The organism is Shewanella sp., from assembly GCF_047975355.1.
In the GTDB taxonomy this organism is placed as follows: Bacteria; Pseudomonadota; Gammaproteobacteria; order Enterobacterales; family Shewanellaceae; genus Shewanella.
On the sequence record NZ_JBKEDJ010000040.1, the window covers coordinates 14,156 to 38,542 of the forward strand.

Below are 24,387 nucleotides of genomic sequence, written 5' to 3' on the forward strand. Positions count from 1 at the left end.
AAATGAAATTAGAAGCCATTCAGTTAGATAGAGCCGCGTTAAGCTTAAGTGTGAGCGGCGATATCGATTTTGACCATTTCGAGGCCTTTGCCGAGCCATTAGCCCATGCCTTAGATTGCCGAGTGCGCGAGCGTCAATGGGGCGCGGATCGCCATCAATGGCTATTGGAGTTTGAGGGCACCTCACTTTGGCTCAATTATGAGTTTTACGGCAATATCTGTTGGCTGAGTGTGGAGCGTGAGGCCGATTTTGAGGTGCTGGAATACCTTGCCACACTGTTAAAGTCTTACCTATGAGAGAGTCGCAATGAGCCAAAATAAGTTAGACCCATCCAACAGTGCCATCGATGATACGCATTCTGGCGCAGCCTTTGACTTTCAAGCCTTAACGCCGGATTTGATTTTAGATGCGATCGAGAGCCTTGGGATATATCCAGAGACAGGCCTGCTTGCACTCAATAGCTACGAAAACCGCGTGTATCAATTTCGCAGCGATGAAGGACAACGCTTTGTGGTGAAGTTTTATCGCCCCGACCGTTGGACCGATGCACAAATCCAAGAAGAACACGACTATGCCATTGCCCTCGCCGAGCAGGAAATCCCGATGGCGATGCCAGCCTCTGTGCAAGGGCAAACCTTGCATCATTTTCACGGCTTTCGCTTTGCACTGTTTCCTTCCATCGGCGGTCGCGCCTTCGAAGTGGATAATTTAGAGCAGCTGGAATTTGTTGGGCGTTTTATCGGTCGTATACACCAGTACGGTGCCCAGTCGACGTTTAAGGCCCGTGAGCCACTGAATCCTCAGATCTTAGGCGATGAACCTTTAGCCTGGTTAAAACAGTCAGACTTAGTGCCAAGCACACTGCGCCCCGCGTTTTTTACCGTGGTGGAGCAAGTGTTGGCGAAGGTGAATCGCATTTGGGCGCAGCAATCCTTTACGCCCATTCGTCTGCATGGGGATTTGCACCCTGGGAATATTCTCTGGACACCCGAAGGGCCGGGATTTGTGGATTTAGACGATGCCCGTATGGGGCCGGCTATTCAAGATTTATGGATGATGCTGACGGGGGATAGAGCACAGCAGCAACTGCAACTCGAGGTATTACTCGAGGCCTATGAAGAGTTCTGTGAGTTTGACACTCGACAACTGGCGCTGATTGAACCCCTACGCGCATTACGGATGGTGCACTATAACGCTTGGATTGGCAGGCGTTGGCAGGATCCAGCTTTCCCTATGCACTTCCCCTGGTTTGGGGATGAAAAGTATTGGGAGCAGCAGATCTTGGCCTTTAAGGAGCAGCTCGCGGCTCTTGATGAACCACCGTTGAGCCTGATCCCCTATTAAATGTGTGAACAGGGTGGAATTACACGCCTCTTAGGCCAAACCGATTGAACTCTCGGCTTGAGTTACACTCAAAAAATGAAATATGTTAGGCTCCAGCTAGTTTATAAAAATTGATTTAAGGAAAATTCATGAAAAAAGCATTACTTATGGCAGCAGCGCTGTTATTGGCTCCATTAACTGTATCGGCGGTTGAATACAAAGAAGGCGTACATTACACAGTGATTAACGATGGTCCAGGAACGGCTAAACCAGAAATCACCGAGTTTTTCTCTTTCTATTGCCCACATTGCTTCAACTTCTCAAAAACTGTGGTACCTAAAATTTTGGCTGAGAAGCCAGAAGGTGTGGCATTCAACCAAGCCCACGTTGACTTTATCGGTAAAGAAATGGGCGTAGAAATGTCTCGCGCCTTTGCCGTAGCGCACCAACTCAATGTGGATGAGAAAATGGATGCGGCATTATTTTCAGCCATCCACGAGAAGAAACAACACTTTACTAGCCGTGACGACGTGCGTGCCTTGTTTGTGGCAAACGGCGTTGACGGTAAAGCTTTCGATGCCGCTGCTGATTCATTTATGGTGAAAGCCCAAATGGCGAAAATGAAGCGTGATACTGAAAATGCGAAGATTTCTGGCGTACCTGCAATAGTGGTGAATGGCAAGTACCGCGTTGAAACAGGTGCGATCAAGTCTTACGACGAGCTATTAGATATCGCTTACTATTTAGCTAAGAAACAATAAAGATCGCTAGATTGCCGTAGCTTTATCATCTTTTTGTAACTTAACTGATTGATACTACGGATATAAAATTAAAGGAGCCTAGTGCTCCTTTTTTATTGGCGAGCGCGACATCTCCAAAATAGGTTGAACCAGTATGTCGATGTGTTCGTATCCATGATTAGTCATTTGGCAAAAAAAAACCGTACCTCCGATGATGGAGAGTACGGACTTGAGCCATATGACTCATTTTTACCCTGAGTAACGTGGATGATTTTAAGTGCGCGTCAAAATAATGTCAATAGTCAAAATTTTGACTATTGATTTTGAAAATGATGGAGTTTTACATTGTTCAATAAAATCAGATGATTAATTTTATTAATTGTAAATTTTGAAAAAAATCCATAAAGGATGAAACTCAATTGGTCATCTTTCTGTCAAATAGCCGTAGTCAATAACAACAAGAAAGCATGTAGGGGGTTGTATGAGAGTTTTCCCTGTATACGCACCGAAGCTGATCGCAAAGCATGCGCGTATTTTTCTCACTGGCGTGATATGGGTTAAAGACTTAGGTCGATTAGAATTTGAAAAGGGGCGTTTTTTATTGCCAAGAAAAAGCCTGCCAAAAGTGAAGCAGGCTATCTTAGAGCTGAACGAACTGATTGAATCGCAGAATCATCAAACTAAAACAGCTTAGATTTCACTGTTGAGCAGGCCAACAAGTCCAGTGACTTTGTCGTTCCAAGAAGTGAGTTCTTGTTGCAGTTGTTGGTTCTGCTCTGTTAATTGTTGATTTTGCTCACTCAAAGTCGACGCTTTTTGCTTCTCTTCCTCTAGCTCCATTTTTAGAAGCTCGATAGTTTCGAGTGTAGCCTGGATCTTGGTTTCCAGTTTGGACAGTAATTCAAGGCTCATCTGGAGAGTCCTATAGTTTCTGGATGGGACTGTGATTCTAGCAGTGCCAAGAGCATAAGGAATAGCAGTCTTTTCCGTTTGATTAAAAAATACCCAATAAAAGTATGCTAATTTAAGTTTTTTTGCATTTGTTACTAACTCGTTAGTATTCTTGGGTTTATTTATTATCGGAATGGCCCATGTCGCCAAATCTGCTTGCGATACTTCCCCTGTTATTCACCTTAGTGTTAGCCCTATGGTTGCGGCGTACCTTAGTAGCGCTGGGTGTTGGTATCCTCTCGGGGGCCTTGATCATTGCCCACTTCGATATATTGCAAAGCTTGGGTTATCTCCTTGAGATTGGCGCTAAACAGTTTTACAGCCAAGGCGAGTGGCAGTGGTGGCATTTAAACGTACTGATGGCCATGTTACTGCTCGGCAGCATGACACAACTCCTCGCCAGAAGCGGCGCGGTCGAGCAGTTTGGTGACTGGCTATATCGGCGTATTCGTACTGGTCGTCAAGCGCGTATTGGGGTGGTGTTACTGGGCTGGCTAGTCTTTATCGATGGTATTTTTAGTTGCCTCGCCGTGGGGCATGTGTGCCAACCCTTGAGCCAGCGTTATGGCATACGTCAGACGCAGCTAGCCTATTTAGTCGACTCTAATGCGTCGCCGCTCTGTTCGCTCTTACCTTTCTCTAGCTGGGGGCCCTATGTGATGGCGCTGCTGGCGGGATTAAGCTTTTTACCCGTTTCCGCCCTTGAAGCCTTTATCGAGATCGCCTTATCTAATTTTTATGCGATAACAACCTTAGGCTTGTCACTGATTGTGGCTTGGTTTGGGATGGGGTTTCGCCCCATCGAGAATGCGGTATTGGCGGCAGATCCCGTTGAGCCAAGTTTGCCTTACTCGCAAGGCAATCCTTGGTTACTTGCGATTCCCATGCTGACCTTGCTGGGCGCCTCTGTGGGTTTAACCCTCTGGTCTGGCGCGCAGCAGGTGCCGTCATGGGATATTTCAGCCTGGTTAGCCAAAGCCGATATCGGTGCTGCGATGCGTGATGCCTGCCTGTTATCGACACTGGCCACCCTAATATTGTTGATGTTGTCGGGCCGAAGCATAGGGAAACTGCTCGGCGACTTGGTGCATGGGGTTCGGATGATTGCCTTTGCCATCGCGATTTTGCTTTGTACTTGGATGATAGGTGCGGTGATCCAAGACCTAGGCGTGGCAAGCTTGTTAGCGGGTTGGGCTAAATTGTATTTATCCCCGAGTCTGCTGGTGGCGGGGATGTTCCTACTCTGCGCCATTATGGCCTTTGCCACGGGTTCGAGCTGGGGGACCTTTGCGATTATGATACCCATCGGCGGGGAAATTGCCCATAACATGGATGTTAGCTTGCTGTTACCCGTATTGAGTGCGGTGATGGCAGGTTCGGTGTTTGGCGATCATTGCTCGCCGATTTCCGATACCAGTGTGCTGAGTGCGACTAGCTCAGGCTGTTTACCCCACGATCATGTGGTGACCCAACTGCCTTTTGCATTAATCGGTGCCGGTGCGGCGTTAGTGGGATTCCAATTAGTCAATTTATCCGTTACAACCCTGTTCGTGTGGTTTGGGGTGATAGGTACGGCGCTAGGGTTATTGATCTTAATGACACACTTTTATCCTCCTTGGGTGGGCGCTCGTTAGCAGACAAGTTGAGCCTTTCGGGGTAAAATGCCCACAAATACGAATTAACCATTTGATTTAAGAGATTATCCCTATGAGCATTATCCGTTTAGATGTTGGAACACGTATGAGCAGCATAGTGATCCACCAAGGCACTGTGTACTTATGTGGCCAAGTGGCGAAGGATAAGTTTCAGAACATCACCGAACAAACGACGACTATGCTAGAGGAAGTCGACACCCTGTTAGCGCAAGCGGGCAGTTCCCGTGAGCATTTGTTGTCTGCCACTATCTATTTAAAGGATATGAACGACTACGATGCCATGAATGCCGTTTGGGATGCATGGGTGCCACAGGGTCATGCGCCAGCCCGTGCCTGCGTGCAGGCTGCCATTGCCGAGCCCGAATATCTGGTTGAAGTATCAGTGATTGCGGCTGTCGCCAAGGCGTAAATCGAAATCCAAGTAAACAATAAGGCAGGGTTCAGACTTGGCTTTACTAGTCCTCAAGCGATTACTGCCTGAGGTTGCAGTGCTAAATGCGCAGTGTCACTCTGCGCAACTCTCTCTGCTATTAGAAATAGTGGGCTAAGTTCGCCGGGATATTGGGGTTGTGCGATGCATACTGCGCCTGCAAGCCTTGGGAAATAGCCTCTATATCCAGCGTTGGTAAACCTTGCTCTATGATGGTTGTGGCCCAAGGTGCGTGGAGCTTGAGTTGGGTATAATGTTCAGTTTCAACAAACCGTGCCAACGAATAACTGCTACCGCCTAATCCGTGCCCCCAACCTTCGCTGACGCAAAAGGGCGCATGGAGTCGCTTGCTATCAAATTCCACTATATAGGGGGATTTGCCATGGTGACCGCCAGTCCAATCGCCTAATTCCAACCACAGAATCATCCTTGCCATTTATTTACGCTCCTTTGCTACTGGCAGGCTATCATAACACGGCCAAAACTGGCATGGGGATCCGTGGGCGTGATGGCGATAATGCTATCTAGCCGCAGTGCTTGCTGGCCAGCTTGATGTTCGACGACCAGCCATTCAGTCTTATCGGCGTGGGTCTGGGTTGTGATTGCCCGTGCTTGGCACAGGCTGCCGTCCTGCAGCTCAATGTCGAGGCGATAGCCGTGCATACAAGCTAGCTCAAGGTAGTCGTAGTGAGCACAGGGGATCATTTTGTAGTCAGACATCATCTTTCCTCTGGTGTGAATGATTTGGATGCGATTCGAGGTCTTCTTCTCTATTAAGGGAGGAGAAATTATGAAACGCATCCTATTAGTGAGTATTTTTTTCTGGCAGCTGTTGCAACCCGTGTTTGCTCAAACCTTGGCACCTTTTGAAGTGCAGAGTGCCGTGACTCGCCCTTATATTATTGAACTTTATACGTCACAGGGCTGCAGTAGTTGCCCGCCCGCCGAAGCTTGGTTAGCTGAACAGTTTAATAAGACCGACCTATGGCAGAAATATTTTCCATTAGCCTTTCATGTGACTTATTGGGATTACCTAGGATGGAAAGATATTTTTGGCCAAAGGGCTTTCAGTGAGCGCCAATATCAGCATTTAAACCAAAAGCATACGCGGCAAGTGTATACGCCGCAGTTTGTGATTAATGCTAAGGAGTGGCGTGGTTGGTTCTCGGGTGAGTTAAACGGGATATTTGCTATGCCTCAGCCTGAGGTCGGTGTGCTTAAGGTACGCATCGCCAATCAGCGACTTGAGGCGAGTTTTGCACCGCAGCCCATTTGGGCGCAGGATAAAGACTTACATCGAGCGCGTTTGCACTTGGCCTTGGTCGGTTCAGGTTTTACGACTGAGATAAAACGCGGCGAGAATCGCCATAAACAATTACCCCATGATTTTGTGGTGCTGAGTTTGCAATCTTTGCCCGCAAGTACTGTGCTTACGGGTGTCACAGACCCTGCGCTGCAGTTTGCTCAATTCCTTGATGCCATTCCCGTATCAGCGTTTAACGCGCCCCGTCTGGCGTGGGTGGCTTGGTTAACGCTAAATGATTATCCCATACAAGCCGTGGGCGGTTGGCTTGAGCAGCAGAGTGAAATTCAAAGTCAATAAGTGGAGCTGAATCAGGGCAATTGCCTAACGGCAAGTTGATAAGACATTTTTTAACGGGTTATTTTATCGGCTAAGACTTTTAGATGAATCACACCTATTGACTTTATTCCTGCTGCTACCTAGTCTGCTTGTTCAGTAATCAAGGTGGTATGCGATGGAAATAAAATACGATTTAAAACCTGCGTCCGAACGCCGTACTGAGCAATTCAAGCCCGAAGGAAATGTGGGCTTCGGTAGCCTCAGAACCGATCATATGTTTTTAATGGATTATCGCGATGGTGAGTGGCGCGATCCTCGTATTGTGCCCTATGGCCCGTTTGAAATGGCGCCGGGTGCGATGGCCCTGCATTATGGTCAGTCAATCTTCGAAGGTGCCAAGGCCTTTATGCATGAAGATGGCGAAATTTACACTTTCCGTATCAACAAAAACGCCGAGCGTATGAATCGCTCCGCGGATATTGTCTGTATTCCTAATATCGATGAGCAGATGCAAATCGATGCGATTAATGCCTTGATCGATGTCGATCGTCTCTGGTTCCCGATGCAAGAAGGTGCCTGTTTATACATTCGTCCCTTTATTTTTGCGACCGAAGACCGTCTGTCAGTGAGCCCAAGTTCTCGTTACACTTTCTGCGTGGTGTTAAGCCCTAGTGGCGCTTATTACGCGGCTGGCGTGAATAAAGGTATTCGTCTGCTGATCAGCAAGACTTATCACCGCGCCGTGTCGGGTGGTACTGGTGCTTCTAAAGCGGCGGGTAACTATGCTGCCTCCTTGCGTGCTGGTAAAGCTGCTGCGCAGTTCGGTGCCTCGCAGGTTCTGTATCTCGATGCTAACAATCAACAGATTGAAGAAGCGGGCGCCATGAACCACTTCCACATTCTGAAAGATGGCACTGTGATCATCCCAACCTTCACCGATACCATCTTAAAATCCATTACCTCACAATCCATTATGGAACTGGGTGAGTTACTCGGCTGCGAAGTGCGCCAAGAGACTGTCATGCTGGATAAGTTTATCGCCGATATCGAATCCGGTGAGATTATCGAAGCGGGTGGTTTTGGTACGGCCGCCGTAGTGTCTGCTGTCGGTTCCTATATTTTTGAAGATGGCCGAGTGGTGACCGTGGGCAACGGTGAAGTGGGTGAGCATATTCAGCGCATCTACAAGCTGTACACTGATATCCAGAAAGGCCATATTCAAGGCCCGGATGGCTGGGTGAAGCGTGTTGAACGTGTAGCTCCTTAATCGTTTGATTAATCAATAAAATAAGGCTCCTTTAGGGAGCCTTATTTTTTATCTGGTTTTATTTTATCCGTTGTTGCAACAGTGCTAAGCAATCCTCGGCGCTGAGTGGCTTACTCAGCAGGAAGCCCTGCACCTGATCGCAACCTTGCAGCGCTAAGAAGTTAAGCTGCTCTTGGGTTTCTACCCCTTCCGCCACTACATTTAACTCTAGGCTGTGGGCGAGTGCGATAATCGCACTGGTAATGGCTGCGTCATCTGGGTCGTTGGTTATGTCGCGCACAAACTCGCGGTCGATCTTTAAGGTGTCGATAGGGAAACGTTTAAGGTAACTTAAGCTCGAGTAACCTGTACCAAAATCATCCACTGCGATGGTTAAACCTAATGCCTTGAGTTTAGAGAGGATGTTGACCGACTCCTGCGGGTTGCCCATGATCATCGATTCGGTTAATTCCAACTCGAGTGCCTTGGCGGGTAGCCCTGACACCGCAAGGGCCACTTCGATGGTCGAGATTATATCGGCCTTTAACTGCCGTGCAGACAGGTTAACTGCCATGCTAATATCGCCAAAGCCTAACTCACTCCACTCGGCTAACTGTTGGCAGGCGTGGTTGATCACCCAATGGCCAATTTGGTTAATGATGCCGGTTTCCTCCGCGAGCGGAATAAACTCGGCGGGTGAGATTGGGCCTAATTCCGCATGATGCCAACGTAGTAATGCCTCGAGTCCAGTCAGCGAACCTTTGCGCAGGCAGAATTTAGGCTGATACACCAGGCTTAACTCATTACGTGAGATTGCCTGTTTAAGTCCTGCCTCGAGTTGCACATGGCGAGTCGCCATCTCATTGAGTTTATTGGTGTAAAACTGGAAGTTATTTCGCCCGAGCGCCTTAGCATGGTACATGGCGGTATCGGCAAACTTAATCAGCGAATCCACATCTTCCGCATCGTTGGGATACAGGCTAATACCAATCGAGGTTGAAATGGTCAGTGACTTATCGTCGAGTAAGAACGGCGCTTGGAAGGCTTTTAGCACTTTCTCGGAGATCAGCGTCGCCGCTTTGGTTTTCGCCACGCCTTCCAAAATAATCGTAAATTCATCGCCCCCTAAGCGGGCCACAGTATCACCTTCTCGAACTGCATTTTGTAGTCTGTGGGCCACGGCCTTCAGCAACAGATCGCCAATATGGTGCCCCATAGAATCATTGATATGCTTAAAGCGATCGAGATCTAAGAAGAGTAGGGCGACAATATTATTCGATCTATGTGCTTGAGATATAGCATGATTAAGCCTGTCTTGGAATAAGGTGCGGTTCGGCAGCCCTGTTAGGGTGTCGAAGCTGGCGAGGAAGCGGAGATCTTCCTCGGCTTTTTTACGTTCGGTAATATCGGTAAATACCGCCACAAAGTGGCTGGTTTCGCCTTTTACGTCGATGACTTGGTTTATCTCAAGCCACACCAGAATCGCCTTGCGCGCCTTGTTACGGATCCAAATTTCACCCGCCCAATGTTTATGGCGCAGCAGTTGTAGCTCTATGCTATTGAACAGATCCCGCTGTTGCCTGCTGTAGGCTAAGTGAATTAAGTATTTATCACTGATTTGCCGCTCCGAATAACCGGTAATGGCGCTAAAGGCTGGGTTTACTGAGCGAATACGGTAGTCTAAGCTCGCCACTACGACCGCTTCGTTCATGCTGTTCAGCACTTGGGAGGACAGCACTAACTCGTTCTCGATCAGCTTGCGTGAGGTGATATTACGGGTGGTGCCCGTCATGCGAATGGGGTGTTCCTGCGCGTTGGTCTCAACTACTTTGCCGCGATCTAAAATCCAAATCCAATGACCCGGAGAGTGCTCAATGCGATATTCCACCTCAAAAAAGGGCGAGCGACCTTGCAGATGTTCGGTTAGCTCGTGCTTAAACTTTTCCCTGTCTTCGGGATGAGTATTGTCATGGAGTAAGCTGTTACTGCTCCATTGCGGCACAGAGATATCCATATTGGTACGATAGACTCGGTGCTCAGGGATATTCCAGTCCCACATGCCATCACCTGAAGCCCATAGCGCTAGTTTGAGTCGTTCCTCGGAGGCGCGAATGCTGGTTTCAAACTCTTGTTGTTGAGCGCGTTTTTGTTTACGCCACATCACAATCCCCCCCATTAGCACAAGTGCTAACAGGACATAAAGTGCATAGGCAATTGAGGAACGGTATAAGGGCGCTTTTACCGTTAAATCGACCAGCAGCGCATAGCTGCCCTCGCTGTTGTATTCCAAAGAATGGCGCACATGGAGTACATAGTGGCCGGGGTTGATATTGGTAAAGGTGATTTCATTCCCAGAAGGGAGATTATGCCATTGATTATCAAACCCTTCGAGATAATAGCTAAAGCGATTTTTCCCTGTATAACTAAAATCGAGTGAGGTGACCTCAAAGCTGACGAGTTGCTCATTATAATCCATCAGGATTTTGGGCGGATGACTCAGATCGAGAATCGTGTGTCTCTTACCTGCAATCTTATAGGCCGTGAGAGCGACTTTTGCGTCACTTCTTTGGTCGGGGATGGCTTTAGGATTAAAGCGGTTGATGCCCTTGATGCCGCCAAACCAGAGGTCGCCATCATTGTCTTTGAGTTTGACGCCGCCGTTAAACTCTAAGGCCTGCAGGCCCTCTTGCTCGTTAAAATTGATGATTTTATTATTTTGGGGATTCAACTTGCCTATGCCCGCATTACTGCTGAACCAAATATGGTGGTTCTCGTCTTCTAGCAGTGCGTAAATGGTGTCGCTCGGCAGGCCCTGTTCACGAGTATAGTCTCTAAAAATCATATCCTCGGCTTGAGCCGACAGCCTGCTAATACCGCCATGGGTAGCGAACCAGATATCGCCATTGCTTGCGACTAAAATGTCCCTAATTCGGTTGTTTATGATGGTGTTTTTATTTTTGGGATCATGGTAAAAAGCTTGACCCTGACCCGTCTGCATATCCAGTTTGACTAAACCATTGAGCGAACCAATCCACATAGTATTGTGAGCGGCTCTGAGCGTGAGCAACAGGTTTTGTGTGGGGTGGAAATTATCAATATCTGTGAGCGGGACAGGGGTAAACTCATCATTTTCAAGCGCCTTTCGGTACAGAGCGTGGGAGGTCGCAACCCAGAGCTGACCTTGAGCATCTAATTCTAAACTGCGGATGTAGTTAGCTTCTGAGGTGGGGTCTTGGCTTTCTGTGAGCTTAAGCAGACTAAATTCCCCACTCGGTGTTAAACGCCCTAAGCCGTAATTGCTGGCAAACCAGAGTACACCTTGCTTGTCTTGAGTTATTGCGCGCAGGATAAGGTTTAAATGGCGCGATTTTTTACCGAGCGCCTTAGCAAAAGCCGAAGTGTAATGTTCATATTGTGTACTGTTAAAGGCTAAACGTTTAAGACCAGCCCCCTCGGTACCTATCCACAGCGCATTATCCTGACTGCGAAAAATGGTGCGGATATTATTGCTCTGCTGTGGTAATTCGGTTGTATATTCAAAGAGATGTTGAAAGTACTGCCGGCGGGTATTGATCTTATTCAAGCCAGAATAGCTGCCTCCAAGCCAGAGGTTGCCGAAAGTATCCTGCAATAAACAGAGAATATTATTGTCGCTGATACTGTTGGGACGCTGCATATCGTATTTATGATAAGCCGCAACGAAACGCCCCGCTTCACGCTCTAGTTGGATAAGACCCGCTTCTGGGCCGACAACCCAAAACTGCCCTTGGGGTGTTTGAATAAAATCCTTGAGATAGGGAATGTCGTCTTCCTCCTGCCAGAGAATATTTCCTTGGTGAGAAACCAGATCGTAATGCCATAGCTGATTCCCCAGCGCTAAGGTAATGGTGCGAGTGGAATTGGCCTTGATCTGATAGGCGGTCATATCCTGCGGCACATTGAGCCTAGTAATGGTATTCGTACTCACTGCAAAGGTACCATTAGCCCTTGTTCCCGCGAGTAGATAGGTGTTTTCAACATTGGCGAGGCTAGTGATATGGGGTTCGACACTGCTACCTAGGGAGACTTGAGCGATCCGCTGAGTTTTTATCGACAGCGAAAACAATCCTCCTTGGGTGCCAATCCACAGGGTATTGCCGACAATATTGAGTTTGGTCACTCTAGGATCGGTGAGACCTTGTTCAATGCCAAAGCGCTCAAAAGTACCAGTGTTGAGATCGAGCCGATTAATCCCTTGGCTAAAGGTGCCAATCCAGAGATAGCCTTCGGCATCTTGAATGATATCTGAGATAAAGCTTTCTGAAATGCTGCTGGGATTATTCGGCGAGTGGATAAAGAGGTTGAAGTTATAGCCATTGTAGCTATGCAGGCCGTCCTGAGTACCAATCCAAAGCATACCCGCGCTATCCATAAATAGGCTGGTAATCGTATTCTGATTTAATCCTTCTTCGCTGCGGATATGTTCAAATTTCAGCAGTGTATTAGCCGCATTTAAGGGTAATGCCGAGCCTGTGAGCGGTGCCCCGCATAAGCTTAGGAGGCAGAGCACAGCGAAGAAAAGTTTAAGGATTGGATGGCTCAAAGTTACCCCTATCAAAACCCACTAACCCAAAACTGGGAGGTATTATGCATTTACCTTGGGGATGCCGCGTATAGTGCAACTAGAGACGCGATCTCAATTAAATATCAAAATTAATAATCAGTATATTCACTGATTTATTGGACGCAAAATGCTTGTTGTTATTATCTTGCTGTCGGGGGGATTTTAGCAGTTTTTATCTAATGCCAACATATTGGGATTTTCAGAAGGCCAAATAAAAAAGACCTTGCCGGAAGGGGGAGAAGCAAGGTCTTTGGTTGAACTCTTTTTATTGGACTATGGCTTAGGCACGCGTACAAAGCCTTCCATCAACACTCGAGCGCTGCGGCTCATAATGGCTTTGACTACGGTCCATTCGCCGTTTTCCTGCACGGCTTGCGCGCCGACGCGTAATGTGCCCGATGGGTGACCAAAACGCACCGCTTCTTTCTCACCACCACCTGCTGCAAGATTCACTAACGTGCCTGGGATAGCCGCTGCTGTGCCAATGGCTACGGCTGCGGTGCCCATCATCGCATGGTGTAATTTACCCATTGAAAGGGCGCGAACCAGCAGGTCGATTTCCTCCGCCGCAACAGTTTTACCGCTCGATGACACATAACTCTTAGGCTTAGCTACGAAAGCTACCTTCGGCGTATGTTGGCGTGATGCGGCTTCATCAATATGCTTGATAAGCCCCATACGCACCGCGCCATGGGCGCGAATGGTTTCGAACTTAGCAAGCGCCGCAGTGTCGCTGTTGATATCGTCTTGCAGCTCAGTGCCCGTGTAACCTAAGTCTTCGGCATTGATAAAGATGGTCGGGATACCTGCATTAATCATGGTCGCATTAAAGCTACCAATGCCGGGCACTTCGAGCAAATCCACTAAATTACCCGTTGGGAACATGCTACCACCGCCGCCGTTAGCATTGGCGTCTTCATCGGCGGCGGGATTCATAAATTCGATTTGCACTTCCGCGGCGGGCAAGGTCACACCATCCAGCTCAAAATCACCTGTCTCCTGCACTTCACCATTGGTGATAGGCACGTGGGCGATAATGGTTTTAGCGATATTGGCCTGCCAAATACGCACGGTACAGATACCGTTTTGTGGGATGCGCTTGGCATCAATCAGGCCATTGCTGATGGCAAAGGCGCCGACGGCGGCGGTTAAGTTGCCACAATTTCCGCTCCAATCCACAAAGGGTTTGTCGATAGACACTTGGCCGAACAGATAGTCAACATCGTGGTCGGCTTGGCTGCTTTTAGACAGGATCACGGTTTTGCTGGTGCTTGAGGTGGCGCCGCCCATACCATCTATCTGTTTACCGTAGGGGTCTGGGCTGCCAATCACACGAAGGAGCAGGGCATCTCGAGCTGGGCCGGGTACTTGGGCTGCTTCGGGTAAGTCCTGTAAACGGAAAAACACCCCTTTACTGGTGCCGCCGCGCATATAGGTCGCGGCTACTTTAATCTGGGGCGGGAAAAGATTGTTGCTCATGCTATTAACTCCAAAGGGAATAGCGAAAGGTTAGCGTCGATACTATCTATGTTATCGATATAACTAAGGACGGCGATGCTTGTCGGCATCACCGCCATATTTGACACGAGTCTTACTTCAGGTTTGACTCTAAAAAGTCCTGCGCAAAACGTTGCAATACGCCGCCAGCAGAGTAGATAGACACTTCTTCTGCGGTATCTAAACGACAGGTCACGGGCACTTCGATACGCTCACCATTTTTACGGGTGATGATTACGGTCAGATTTGCACGTGGCGCAATGTCACCATAAACATCAAACACTTCGGTACCATCGATGCCGTAGGTGGCACGATTCTCGCCCGCTTTAAACTCCAGCGGTAGCACGCCCATACCGACTAAGTTGGTGCGGTGAATACGCTCGAAGCCTTCGGCGACAATCGCCTCAACGCCCGCTAATCGCACGCCCTTGGCGGCCCAGTCACGGGATGAACCTTGACCGTAGTCGGCACCGGCGATAATGATCAGCGGCTGCTTGCGATCCATATAGGTTTCAATGGCTTCCCACATACGAGTCACTTGGCCTTCTGGCTCGATACGCGCAAGAGATCCTTGTTTCACCTTGCCATCGACAATCGCCATCTCGTTTTTGAGTTTAGGGTTGGCAAAGGTTGCGCGCTGTGCGGTTAAATGGTCGCCCCTGTGGGTGGCGTAGGAATTAAAATCTTCCTCTGGCAGACCCATTTTGTGTAGGTATTCGCCCGCCGCGCTGTCCATCATAATCGCGTTCGATGGCGATAAATGGTCGGTGGTAATGTTGTCACCTAATACGGCTAGAGGACGCATGCCCTTGAGGGTACGCTCGCCCGCTAATGCGCCTTCCCAGTAAGGTGGGCGGCGAATATAGGTCGATTGTGGTCGCCAGTCGTAAAGCGGAGTGACTTTATCGCCATAGTCGACGCTTAAATCAAACATTGGCTCGTAGACTTTGCGGAACTGCTCCGGCTTAACGCTTTTCGCAATCACGGTATCGATTTCGGCATCGCTGGGCCAAATATCGATAAGGCGAACTGGGTTGCCGTCTTTATCGTGACCTAACACATCCTTCTCGATATCGAAGCGGATGGTGCCTGCGATTGCATAGGCAACCACTAACGGTGGTGATGCGAGGAAGGCTTGCTTAGCATAAGGATGGATGCGGCCGTCGAAGTTACGGTTACCGGATAATACTGCGGTAGCGTAAAGATCGCGGTCGATGACTTCCTGCTGAATCACTGGGTCGAGTGCGCCGCTCATACCGTTACAGGTAGTACAGGCAAAACCGACAATACCGAAGCCTAGGGATTCAAGTTCTGGCAGCAAATTGGCTTCTTCGAGATACAGTTGTACCGCCTTAGAGCCGGGTGCGAGTGAGGTTTTTACCCAAGGTTTACGGCTTAAGCCCTTGGCATTGGCGTTACGTGCCAGCAGACCTGCCGCAATCACGTTGCGTGGGTTACTGGTGTTGGTGCAGCTGGTGATGGCGGCGATAATGACGGCGCCATCTGGCATTAGGCCGGGCTTGTTTTCAACTACGCCGCTGATACCGCGCTCGGCAAGTTCAGAGGTTGGAACGCGGGCATGTGGGTTAGATGGCCCTGCAATAGTGCGCACAACCGATGATAAGTCAAAGTGCAGGGTACGTGGGTACTCGGCATGCTTTAGGTCATCGCTCCATAAACCTGTGGTCTTGGCATAGGTCTCAACCAATTTCACTTGTTCGTCGCTACGGCCAGTGAGGGTTAAGTAGTCCAGCGTTTGTTGGTCGATGTAGAACATGGCGGCGGTGGCGCCAAATTCAGGGGTCATGTTAGAGATGGTTGCACGGTCGCCTAGTGTTAAAGCTTCTGCGCCTTCACCGAAGAACTCTAAGTAGGATGAAACCACTTTTTCCTTACGCAGGAATTCGGTCAGAGCCAATACGATATCGGTTGCGGTAATGCCGGGCTGCGGCTTACCCGTTAACTCAACACCGATAATGTCCGGCAGACGCATATAAGAGGCGCGACCTAACATCACGCTTTCTGCCTCAAGACCACCCACACCGATGGCGATAACGCCCAGTGCATCAACATGTGGCGTGTGACTGTCGGTGCCCACTAAGGTATCAGGGAAGGCAACGCCGTCGCGAGCATGTACCACAGGTGACATACGTTCTAGGTTAATCTGGTGCATGATGCCGTTACCCTGCGGGATAACATCAATGTTTTTAAAGGCTTTTTGCGTCCAGTTGATAAAGTGGAATCTGTCTTCGTTACGTCTGTCTTCGATGGCGCGGTTTTTCGCAAAGGCATCTTTATCGAAGCCGCCATATTCCACCGCCAGTGAGTGGTCAACAATCAGCTGCGTTGGCACGACTGGGTTTACTTGCGCAGGATCGCCACCCTTAGCGGCAATAGCATCACGCAGACCCGCAAGGTCAACCAGCGCGGTTTGGCCCAAAATATCGTGGCACACTACGCGGGCGGGGAACCAAGGGAAATCCAGTTCTTGTTTTGATTCAATAATTTGTTTTAGTGAGGCGGTTAGCGCCTCTGGCTCGCAGCGACGGACTAAGTTTTCAGCCAGTACACGAGAGGTGTAGGGCAGTTTCGCGTAGGCGCCGGGGCTGATGGCTTCTACGGCTTCACGAGTGTCGAAATAGTCGAGCGCAGTGCCAGCAAGTGGCTTGCGATATTTAGTATTTATGGCTGTGGTCATAGGCTTGATGTCCGTACCTAGTTATTACTGCATAGGCTGCTATTCACAGCCATTTTTCTAAGGTCTTAACGGGGAACTGACGCCTAAGCGCCAGTTCCTATCGTGTTGATTAGCGGTCTGAAATTGGAACCACTTTACGTAATGCCACACCCACATAGTCGGCACTTGGGCGAATAATGCGGTTGTTTGAGCGTTGTTCCATCACGTGTGCCGTCCAGCCTGTTACCCGTGAACAAACGAAGATTGGGGTAAATAGCTTGGTTGGAATGCCCATGAAGTGGTAGGCACTGGCGTGGAAGAAGTCGGCGTTACAGAAGAGTTTCTTCTGTTCCCACATCAGGGCTTCACAGGCGACTGATACGCGGTAGAGGCGATCATCGCCGTAATCGGCGGCCAGTTTTTCTGACCATTCTTTGATGATGGCGTTACGTGGGTCTGAGTCGCGGTAGATGGCGTGGCCAAAGCCCATGATCTTCTCTTTACGCTCGAGTTTACCCATCAGCACATCGCGGGCATCGGCTTCGTCTTTCATATCTTGGATAAGTTCCATTGCCGCTTCGTTAGCGCCGCCGTGCAGCGGGCCACGCAGCGAACCAATAGCGCCGGTCACACAGGAGTGCATGTCAGATAGGGTCGATGCACACACTCGAGCAGTAAAGGTAGATGCGTTAAACTCATGCTCTGCATACAGAATTAACGATACGTCCATTACCTTAGCGTGCAGCGCCGATGGCGCTTTGCCGTGCAGCAGGTGCAGGAAGTGAGCACCGATTTGCTCATCGTTGGTTTCGGTTTCGATGCGTACACCATCGTGGCTAAAGCGATACCAGTAGCAGATGATCGATGGGAAGGCCGCCAGTAAACGATCGGCAATTTGGCTTTGCTCGCTAAAGCTGTGCTCGGCTTCGAGGTTACCCAACATAGAGCAACCAGTACGCATGACATCCATTGGATGGGCGTCGGCAGGAATACGCTCTAATACTTCTTTTAATGCCTGTGGCAGGCCGCGCATACCCTTAAGTTTGGTCTTGTAAGCTTCGAGTTGTGCTGTGGTTGGCAGCTCACCGTAGAGGATGAGGTGGGCGACTTCTTCGAAGGTGGCATTTTCGGCCAGATCCTTCACATCGTAACCGCGGTAGGTCAGGCCGCTGCCCGATACACCTACGGTACTTAATGCGGTCTCACCCGCGCTCTGGCCACGTAATCCTGCACCACTTAATTTTTTTGCGTCTGACATAATCCTTCCCTTCCGTTAACGCTATGGTTATTGCAGACAGGCTCAATATTGGCCGTCTCGCTTTTTGGTTAAAGCTGCATAATGTTGGCGAAATACTCGTTTCGACCTTATGTAGGGTTGCAGCGTGTCGGTGATGCATGAGCCGTTATTTGAGGTCACGGCTTGTGCATCTGGGTATCAGTAACAACGCGAAGCCTAAGCTTCTACTGACGTCCATGGTCTGTACTTATCTTTTACTTATCTTGGCTAAATAATTGATCTAACTTGTCTTCAAAGGCGTGGTAGCCCAAGTACTTATACAGGTCCGCACGAGTCTGCATAGTGTCTAAGACATTGCGTTGATGACCATCATTCATCAGCGCTTGCATCACTTTCAGTGCGGCTTGGTTAGCGGCGCGGAAAGTGCCGAGTGGGTAAAGCACCATGTCGGCGCCCGCCTGCGCAAGTTCTTCTTTATTGAACAATTGGGTTTGGCCAAATTCGGTCATGTTCGCCAGGATTGGTGCGTTAACCTGAGCCTTGAAGTGACGGTATTGGTCGAGCTCAGTTAAGGCTTCGGCGAAAATCATATCGGCACCGGCGGCGATATAGGCTTTTGCACGTTCGATACCCGCTTCTAAACCTTCAACGGCAACCGCATCGGTACGCGCCATGATTACAAAGTTAGGATCGGTACGGGCATCGACGGCGGCCTTGATACGGTCAACCATTTCCTCTGTGCTGACGACTGCTTTGTTGGGTCTGTGGCCACAACGTTTTTGTGACACTTGGTCTTCCATGTGCACGGCGGCAACACCTGCTTTTTCAAACTCTTTAATAGTGCGGGCGATGTTAAAAGCGCCGCCCCAACCTGTGTCGATATCGACCAGCAGTGGCAGTTGGGTTGCCGAGGTGATACGACCGGCATCGATTAGCACATCATTCATCGAGGTCATGCCTAAATCCGGTAGACCGTAGGAGGCGTTTGCGACGCCTGCGCCCGACAGATACAGAGCTTGGAAACCTGTTTGCTCCGCCATCAGGGCGAAATAGGCATTGGTGGTGCCGACGATTTGCAACGGTTTTGAGTTAGCAAGAGCTTGGCGAAAACGTAATCCTGCGCTTTGAGTCATGGTCTTGTCCTTATCCTATTTAGGGTACTGAGTGTTCAGCATTCGATGCTTATGGGCCGCAATGCCTTAGCTAATATTGGTTAAGGTTTCTTTCGCGGCGGCGTTAGCTTGTAATTCAATCAAGCGTAATTCGGTATTTTTACGGCCTTGCTCAATATGGCGACGCATCAACAGGCTAGCGAGTTCGCCATCGCGCTGGGCGATGGCCTCGACGATACGTCTATGTTCGGCAATGGCTTTTACTGGGCGATTCTTATTGGTGCACTGATAGCGATACATCCGCAGCAGATGGTAGAGCCCGCCAATTAAGGTTTCTTGCAGATGCTTATTGCCGCTGGCTTGGATGATTTGGTAGTGGAAGTCGACATCGCCTTCCTCTTGGAAATAGGTGTCGCCATTGGCCAGCGCGGTTTCCTGTACGGCGAGCAAGTCTTCTAACTTAGCCAGTTGTTCTGGGGTAATGCGGCTGGCGGCGAGTTCACAGGCCATGCCTTCGAGCACGCTACGTAATTGATATAAATCGTTTAATTCGCTCACGGTGAGTTGAGCGACACGGGCTCCGACATGGGGAGCGCGTACGACAAGGCGTTGTCTTTCTAAGGTTTGCAGTGCTTCGCGGGTTGGGCCGCGGCTGATGCCGTATTTTTCGGCGAGGGCTTGTTCGTTGATCTTACTGCCTGCAGGCAGCTCGCCCTTGATGATGCTGGTTTGTATTTGTACCAAAATTTGATCGGCTAAGGTGGTCGACGATTTTTCGCTGGCGAGGGATTTCACCTTAGTCGTTGAGCTAGTCGCGGCATGAGCCACTTGGCTTGGGGTGTCATCTGTAGGGAATATGGTCTCTTGCTTCAACATACTGCGCATCACTCGTTGATTGCTGGATTGTCGACAATGAGTAAAAAATAGTTCCGTTAAATATCATTGTCAACAATATGTTTACTTAGACGTAAGTCTATATCTCTGGCTGATTGTTTATATTTTGCTGTATTTATTGGTGATTTTATCATTTAAATGGTTTTATTAATTTTGTTTTCTATATTTAATAATTAATAATTGTCGACAATTTTGTGTTTTGAGTGGGAGTTGATGGTGCGACTAAGCATGGCTTTTATCCCATAGCGACTTATTGAGTACAATGCAGAGGAGGTATCAGTCGGCGCTTAAACTTTTAAGGTATTGAGAGAAGATGGAGAAAATCCTCATTAACAGTTGTTTGCTCGGGCAGGCGGTACGTTATGACGGGGGTCATAATCTGCTGCAAGACGAGTGGATGCAGCAATGGCAGCGAGAAGGTCGCATAGTGGCGTTTTGTCCTGAATGTGCTGGCGGATTACCCACACCAAGGCCCGCGGCTGAGCGTGTCGGCGATCTAGTGCTAACGGCGCAGGGTGAAGATGTAACAGTGGCCTTTCGGCTAGGCGCACAGAAGGCACTTGCTCTAGTTCAGCAGCAAGGCATTAAGGTGGCGATTTTAAAGGCGCGCAGTCCTTCTTGTGGCAATCAACATATTTATGATGGCACTTTCAGTAAACACTTAATCGAAGGACAGGGAATAACGGCGGAATTACTACAGGCGGCAGGTGTGAGCGTGTTTAATGAAACCGAATTAGTGCAAGCGGCGACGAGACTGGCGGAGCTTGAGGCGGAATAAGCAGGCTAGGCGAGTGCCTAGCCATGTAACTACTCGTTGCACTCGCGTCTTAGTGAGCCTGAGTGTGGGTGCTGGTGGCACTATCTCTGAGTTGTCGATGTTGCAGTAATAGCGCATCAATTTGCTCATCTTTCTCTGCCCAAACTTGGTTTAACCAACGCTGAAACTCGACGCGATACTCAGATTCTGAAAAGTAGCGAGTGGCATCGACTTGGGGGACAGGTAAGGCGCGTACTCGCACTACTATCTTACGTACTTTACCGTTCATCACGCCGAATAACACATCATCCGGTGCATCGGGATACACTAAGGTCACATCCAACAGATTGGTAAATTGCTCACCCATGGCCGACAGGGTGAAGGCAATACCGCCCGCCTTAGGGCGCAGTAAATGACGGTAAGGCGAATCCTGACGCTGACGCTTATCTTCGGTAAAGCGGCTACCCTCAACATAGTTGATGATCGAGGTGGGCATATTTTTAAACTTTTCGCAGGCGCGGCGAGTGGTCGCTAAATCCTTACCCTTAAGCTTTGGATTTTTCTTGAGCTTTGCAGGGCTGGTTCTGTCCATAAATGGCATGTCGAGTGCCCAGCAACCTAGGCCCATAATAGGCACATAGATCAGCTCCTTCTTCAGGAAAAACTTCAACATAGGAATATGGTTACGCAGTAGATACGTCTGTGCGGCAATATCAAAACCACTGAGGTGGTTGCTGATGAGTAAGTACCAGCTGTTTTTATTGAGTGATTCAAGTCCTTGGACATCCCACTCAATTTTGGCAATCAGATACAAAATGCCACCATTGCAGGTCGCCCATGCCCACATAAAACGGTTCATCAACGAGGTTACAGCGTTGCGTGCGCTTTGAGCGGGCATCAACATTTTCACTAAACCACCGACGCAAACTAAGGTTCCCCAAAGGGCGGTGTTAATGATTAGTAGGCTCAAGCTGAGAATAAACAGCACTGGGCCGGGAAGGAAATTCAACATAGAGGTTTTACCTTACTTCTTGATCCGCTTGCTCAGCCATCTGGCTAAGCACTTGATCCTTAGCGAGCCAAAGTTCGTTCAATTGTTCTTGGAAGCCAATTTTGAAATCACGATCGTTCATATAGTCGCCACGCATGCCCGGCGCGATATCACTCACTTTGATGTGTACTTTAACCTTTGGCAGCTTGCCTGTCAGGTAGTCCCAAAAGCTAGGGACTGGGCCTGGGTAGTAAATTGCAACGTCCACTAACTTGTGGATCTGTTCTCCCATTGCCGATAGCGCAAAGGCCATGCCACCCGCTTTTGGCTTTAACAAATGTTGGAACTGTGAGTTTTGTTTTTTATGTTTGGCTTTAGTGAAGCGCGTACCTTCGACAAAATTCATCACACTCACGGGTTTGGTCTTAAATTTCGCGCAGGCTTTGCGAGTAATCTCAATATCTTTACCCTTGAGTTTAGGGTTCTTCTTGAGCTGTGAGGTGCTATAACGGCGCATAAATGGAAAGTCTAAAGCCCACCAAGCCAGACCTAGCACGGGCACATAAAGTAGTTCCTGTTTTAGGAAGAACTTCAGGAAGGGGATCCGGCGGTTAAGCACGCGTTGCAGGATTAAAATATCCACCCAAGACTGATGGTTAGCGATCACCATATACCATTCTTTGGTCGAGAATTGAGTATCACCCGAGAGTTCGACTTCGACTGGGTGCAGCACTCGTTCAATCACGCCATTGACACTGATCCAAGCGCTCGCACAAAAGTCGAGAAAGTAGCTGATGGCCGTTCTTAAAGGCGGCAGAGGGATTAGCTTTATCAGGCTGCCCAGCACTATGGGTATAACCCAAAATAAGGTGTTCACCACATAACCCAAGAAGGCAATGCAGCCTTTTAATTGTGAAAACAGCGTCCCCATTGGTGCCTCCTGATAAAATTGGAGGCCTATGTTACTCGGTGTCGGCGTTTGGCTCAATCTTACCGCAGCTGGTCAGCGCATTTGTTAATATTACGAGCCTCAATATTGTTGGGATAAACGGGCGAGTAACTTATCCATGGCTCGATAACCTAAGGCTTGGGCGAGGTGACGTCGCTCGGTATTCGGCGCTTGCTCCAGATCGGCAATGGTGCGGGCAACGCGTTGAATGCGGTGGAAGCTGCGAACGGAAAGCCCGAGCTTGACGACACTTTGTTCTAAAAAGCTTAAGTCGGTGTCACTGAGGCCGCTGAATTGCTTTAACTGTTTTCCCGAGAGTTCACTATTAAGTACGCCTGCCCGCGCGAGTTGGCTATCGCGGGCGCGTTTTACCCGTTTGGCGATTTCATCACTGGTTTCGCCGGGGGCGGATTGTTGTGTGAGCGTACCCGCGGGGAGTTTTGGGACTTCAATGGTGAGGTCAAATCTGTCTAAAAAAGGGCCAGAGAGTCTGGCGAGATAGCGCTGAACCTGATCGGGGGTGGCGCGATTGGGCCCGTCGATATCGCCGCTGGGACTAGGATTCATGGCGGCGATCAACTGAAAGCGGCTTAAAAAGGTCAACTTAGCGGCGGCGCGGGAAATCACTACTTCGCCTGTCTCCATGGGTTCACGCAGGCAATCGAGCACCTTACGGGGAAACTCGGCGACTTCATCCAAAAATAACACGCCGCGATGGGCGAGGGAGATTTCCCCTGGTTTAGGCATGCTGCCACCGCCGACCAAGGAGATGGACGAGCTGGTATGGTGAGGCGCACGAAACGGCCGCTTAAGGAAATCCTGCGGTTTGATATTGATGCCCGCTACCGAATGAATGGCGGCGACCTCTAAGGCCTCTTCGTAATTGAGTATGGGTAACAGCGCCATAATTCGACTGGCTAACATGGTTTTACCTGTGCCCGGCGGGCCGAGCATCAACAGGTTATGGTTTCCGGCGGCAGCGATCTCAAGAGCTTGTTTGGCTTGATATTGGCCTATGACTTCACTCAGACAAGGCTGAGTTGTTGGTGCTTCGTCGGCAATCCATTCGAGCTGTTGTTCGAGCATCGGCAGTGGCGCTTGTCCGTGGAGAAAAGTGGCGAGGCTTTGCAAATGGGAAGCAAAATAGACCCGGTGATAGCCCACAAGCTCGGCATCGTGGCGATTCTCTAAGGGAAGAATTAACTGATTATTATGGCGTTTAGCCGCAATGATGGCGGGCAGTAACCCTTGGCAATGGCGTATCTGCCCCGAGAGCGCGAGTTCGCCGACAAATTCGGTATTTTTAAGGCTGCTGGCGGGGATTTGCTCCGAAGCCGCCAGAATGCCTATGGCGATGGGCAAATCGTAACGCCCCCCTTGTTTAGGCAAGTCCGCCGGCGCGAGATTAACCGTTATCCGCCGCATAGGGAATTCAAATCCCGCATTGATCAAAGCGCTGCGTACACGCTCGCGCGCTTCTTTGACCGAGGCTTCGGGTAAGCCCACCAGATTAAAGGCGGGCAGCCCATTACTGAGATGCACTTCGACTATGACTTCTGGAGCCTCAACACCGCAACTGGCTCGGGTATGCACGCAGGCTATAGCCATAAACAAATCCTTTTGTTGATCTTTTTGCGCAGAATTTGAGTGTAGCAGTAATTTGCCTAAGGGTTTTTCAATCCGATAAGGCGCGCATATCTGGCGAGTCGATGCTGTGGTGAGTTTGCCGCTGTGCGGTATGGT

At 49.4% G+C, this 24,387-nt stretch carries 21 protein-coding genes; 9 read left to right on the forward strand and 12 right to left on the reverse strand.

Translation table 11 applies throughout. The features are described from left to right. Positions 1-2: 2 nt before the first annotated feature. The 4 genes from ACK5NH_RS12025 (at position 3) to ACK5NH_RS12040 (ending at position 2,757) form a co-directional block, all read left to right on the forward strand. A complete protein-coding gene (locus tag ACK5NH_RS12025; RefSeq protein ID WP_416920372.1) occupies positions 3-296 on the forward strand; it encodes a DUF3630 family protein in 294 nt (97 codons plus the stop codon). 10 nt (positions 297-306) lie between these two features. Beyond that, on the forward strand, positions 307-1,344 hold the full coding sequence (locus tag ACK5NH_RS12030) for a serine/threonine protein kinase (RefSeq protein ID WP_416920374.1): 1,038 nt from the start codon (positions 307-309) through the stop codon (positions 1,342-1,344). Between the two features lie 128 nt (positions 1,345-1,472). Next, positions 1,473-2,084: a thiol:disulfide interchange protein DsbA/DsbL gene (locus tag ACK5NH_RS12035; protein ID WP_416920376.1), complete on the forward strand. Its 612-nt coding sequence runs from the start codon at positions 1,473-1,475 to the stop codon at positions 2,082-2,084. A 460-nt stretch (positions 2,085-2,544) separates the two neighbouring features. Then, positions 2,545-2,757 carry a DUF1107 domain-containing protein gene (locus ACK5NH_RS12040; RefSeq protein ID WP_011624366.1) on the forward strand — a complete coding sequence of 71 codons (213 nt, stop codon included), beginning with the start codon at positions 2,545-2,547 and terminating at the stop codon, positions 2,755-2,757. Here ACK5NH_RS12040 and ACK5NH_RS12045 read toward each other — a convergent pair. Next, positions 2,754-2,975 carry a cell division protein ZapB gene (locus ACK5NH_RS12045; RefSeq protein ID WP_416920379.1) on the reverse strand — a complete coding sequence of 74 codons (222 nt, stop codon included), beginning with the start codon at positions 2,973-2,975 and terminating at the stop codon, positions 2,754-2,756. The genes ACK5NH_RS12040 and ACK5NH_RS12045 overlap by 4 nt on opposite strands. A 179-nt stretch (positions 2,976-3,154) precedes the next feature. On the opposite strand from ACK5NH_RS12045, the gene ACK5NH_RS12050 reads away from it, so the two are divergent. Next, positions 3,155-4,648: a Na+/H+ antiporter NhaC family protein gene (locus ACK5NH_RS12050; RefSeq protein WP_416920381.1), complete on the forward strand. Its 1,494-nt coding sequence runs from the start codon at positions 3,155-3,157 to the stop codon at positions 4,646-4,648. 73 nt (positions 4,649-4,721) lie between these two features. Next, on the forward strand, positions 4,722-5,078 hold the full coding sequence (locus tag ACK5NH_RS12055) for a RidA family protein (RefSeq protein ID WP_416920383.1): 357 nt from the start codon (positions 4,722-4,724) through the stop codon (positions 5,076-5,078). 121 nt (positions 5,079-5,199) lie between these two features. Here ACK5NH_RS12055 and ACK5NH_RS12060 read toward each other — a convergent pair whose 3' ends face one another. Both ACK5NH_RS12060 and ACK5NH_RS12065 read right to left on the reverse strand, forming a co-directional pair. Continuing rightward, the gene (locus ACK5NH_RS12060) at positions 5,200-5,535 is read right to left on the reverse strand and encodes a hypothetical protein (RefSeq protein WP_416920385.1); all 336 of its coding nucleotides are present in this window, start codon (positions 5,533-5,535) and stop codon (positions 5,200-5,202) included. 17 nt (positions 5,536-5,552) lie between these two features. Beyond that, positions 5,553-5,819, reverse strand: coding sequence for a Rho-binding antiterminator (locus ACK5NH_RS12065; RefSeq protein ID WP_416920387.1), 267 nt, complete (start codon positions 5,817-5,819; stop codon positions 5,553-5,555). A gap of 70 nt (positions 5,820-5,889) precedes the next feature. Here ACK5NH_RS12065 and ACK5NH_RS12070 point away from each other — a divergent pair, with 70 nt between their 5' ends. Together ACK5NH_RS12070 and ACK5NH_RS12075 are read left to right on the forward strand one after the other, a co-directional pair. Next, on the forward strand, positions 5,890-6,702 hold the full coding sequence (locus ACK5NH_RS12070; RefSeq protein WP_416920389.1) for a DUF1223 domain-containing protein: 813 nt from the start codon (positions 5,890-5,892) through the stop codon (positions 6,700-6,702). A 154-nt stretch (positions 6,703-6,856) separates the two neighbouring features. Beyond that, complete coding sequence (locus tag ACK5NH_RS12075; RefSeq protein WP_133179236.1) at positions 6,857-7,948, forward strand: branched-chain amino acid aminotransferase; 1,092 nt, start codon at positions 6,857-6,859, stop codon at positions 7,946-7,948. 58 nt (positions 7,949-8,006) lie between these two features. Here the strand turns inward: ACK5NH_RS12075 and ACK5NH_RS12080 are convergent, their stop codons facing one another. The 6 genes from ACK5NH_RS12080 to ACK5NH_RS12105 all read right to left on the reverse strand — a co-directional run bounded on the left by ACK5NH_RS12080 (position 8,007) and on the right by ACK5NH_RS12105 (position 19,929). After that, positions 8,007-12,524 (reverse strand): EAL domain-containing protein, encoded by a 4,518-nt coding sequence (locus ACK5NH_RS12080; RefSeq protein ID WP_416920391.1) that lies wholly within the window; start codon positions 12,522-12,524, stop codon positions 8,007-8,009. A gap of 279 nt (positions 12,525-12,803) precedes the next feature. Next, entirely contained in the window at positions 12,804-14,009 is a 1,206-nt protein-coding gene (prpF, locus tag ACK5NH_RS12085; protein WP_416920393.1) for a 2-methylaconitate cis-trans isomerase PrpF, read from the reverse strand. Positions 14,010-14,121: 112 nt separating this feature from the next. Next, on the reverse strand, positions 14,122-16,725 hold the full coding sequence (gene acnD, locus ACK5NH_RS12090) for a Fe/S-dependent 2-methylisocitrate dehydratase AcnD (protein WP_416920395.1): 2,604 nt from the start codon (positions 16,723-16,725) through the stop codon (positions 14,122-14,124). A gap of 109 nt (positions 16,726-16,834) precedes the next feature. Next, positions 16,835-17,962 carry a bifunctional 2-methylcitrate synthase/citrate synthase gene (gene prpC / locus ACK5NH_RS12095; RefSeq protein WP_416920397.1) on the reverse strand — a complete coding sequence of 376 codons (1,128 nt, stop codon included), beginning with the start codon at positions 17,960-17,962 and terminating at the stop codon, positions 16,835-16,837. A 233-nt stretch (positions 17,963-18,195) separates the two neighbouring features. After that, complete coding sequence (gene prpB / locus ACK5NH_RS12100; RefSeq protein WP_416920399.1) at positions 18,196-19,074, reverse strand: methylisocitrate lyase; 879 nt, start codon at positions 19,072-19,074, stop codon at positions 18,196-18,198. 66 nt (positions 19,075-19,140) lie between these two features. Next, the gene (locus ACK5NH_RS12105) at positions 19,141-19,929 is read right to left on the reverse strand and encodes a GntR family transcriptional regulator (protein WP_416920401.1); all 789 of its coding nucleotides are present in this window, start codon (positions 19,927-19,929) and stop codon (positions 19,141-19,143) included. A gap of 331 nt (positions 19,930-20,260) precedes the next feature. On the opposite strand from ACK5NH_RS12105, the gene ACK5NH_RS12110 reads away from it, so the two are divergent. Further along, positions 20,261-20,725: a DUF523 domain-containing protein gene (locus tag ACK5NH_RS12110; RefSeq protein ID WP_416920404.1), complete on the forward strand. Its 465-nt coding sequence runs from the start codon at positions 20,261-20,263 to the stop codon at positions 20,723-20,725. A 49-nt stretch (positions 20,726-20,774) separates the two neighbouring features. Here the strand turns inward: ACK5NH_RS12110 and ACK5NH_RS12115 are convergent, their stop codons facing one another. The 3 genes from ACK5NH_RS12115 to ACK5NH_RS12125 form a co-directional block, all read right to left on the reverse strand. Beyond that, on the reverse strand, positions 20,775-21,716 hold the full coding sequence (locus ACK5NH_RS12115; protein ID WP_416920406.1) for an acyltransferase: 942 nt from the start codon (positions 21,714-21,716) through the stop codon (positions 20,775-20,777). A 7-nt stretch (positions 21,717-21,723) separates the two neighbouring features. Further along, complete coding sequence (locus ACK5NH_RS12120; protein ID WP_416920408.1) at positions 21,724-22,626, reverse strand: acyltransferase; 903 nt, start codon at positions 22,624-22,626, stop codon at positions 21,724-21,726. Between the two features lie 99 nt (positions 22,627-22,725). Then, positions 22,726-24,252 (reverse strand): YifB family Mg chelatase-like AAA ATPase, encoded by a 1,527-nt coding sequence (locus ACK5NH_RS12125; RefSeq protein ID WP_416920410.1) that lies wholly within the window; start codon positions 24,250-24,252, stop codon positions 22,726-22,728. Positions 24,253-24,387 lie beyond the last annotated feature (135 nt).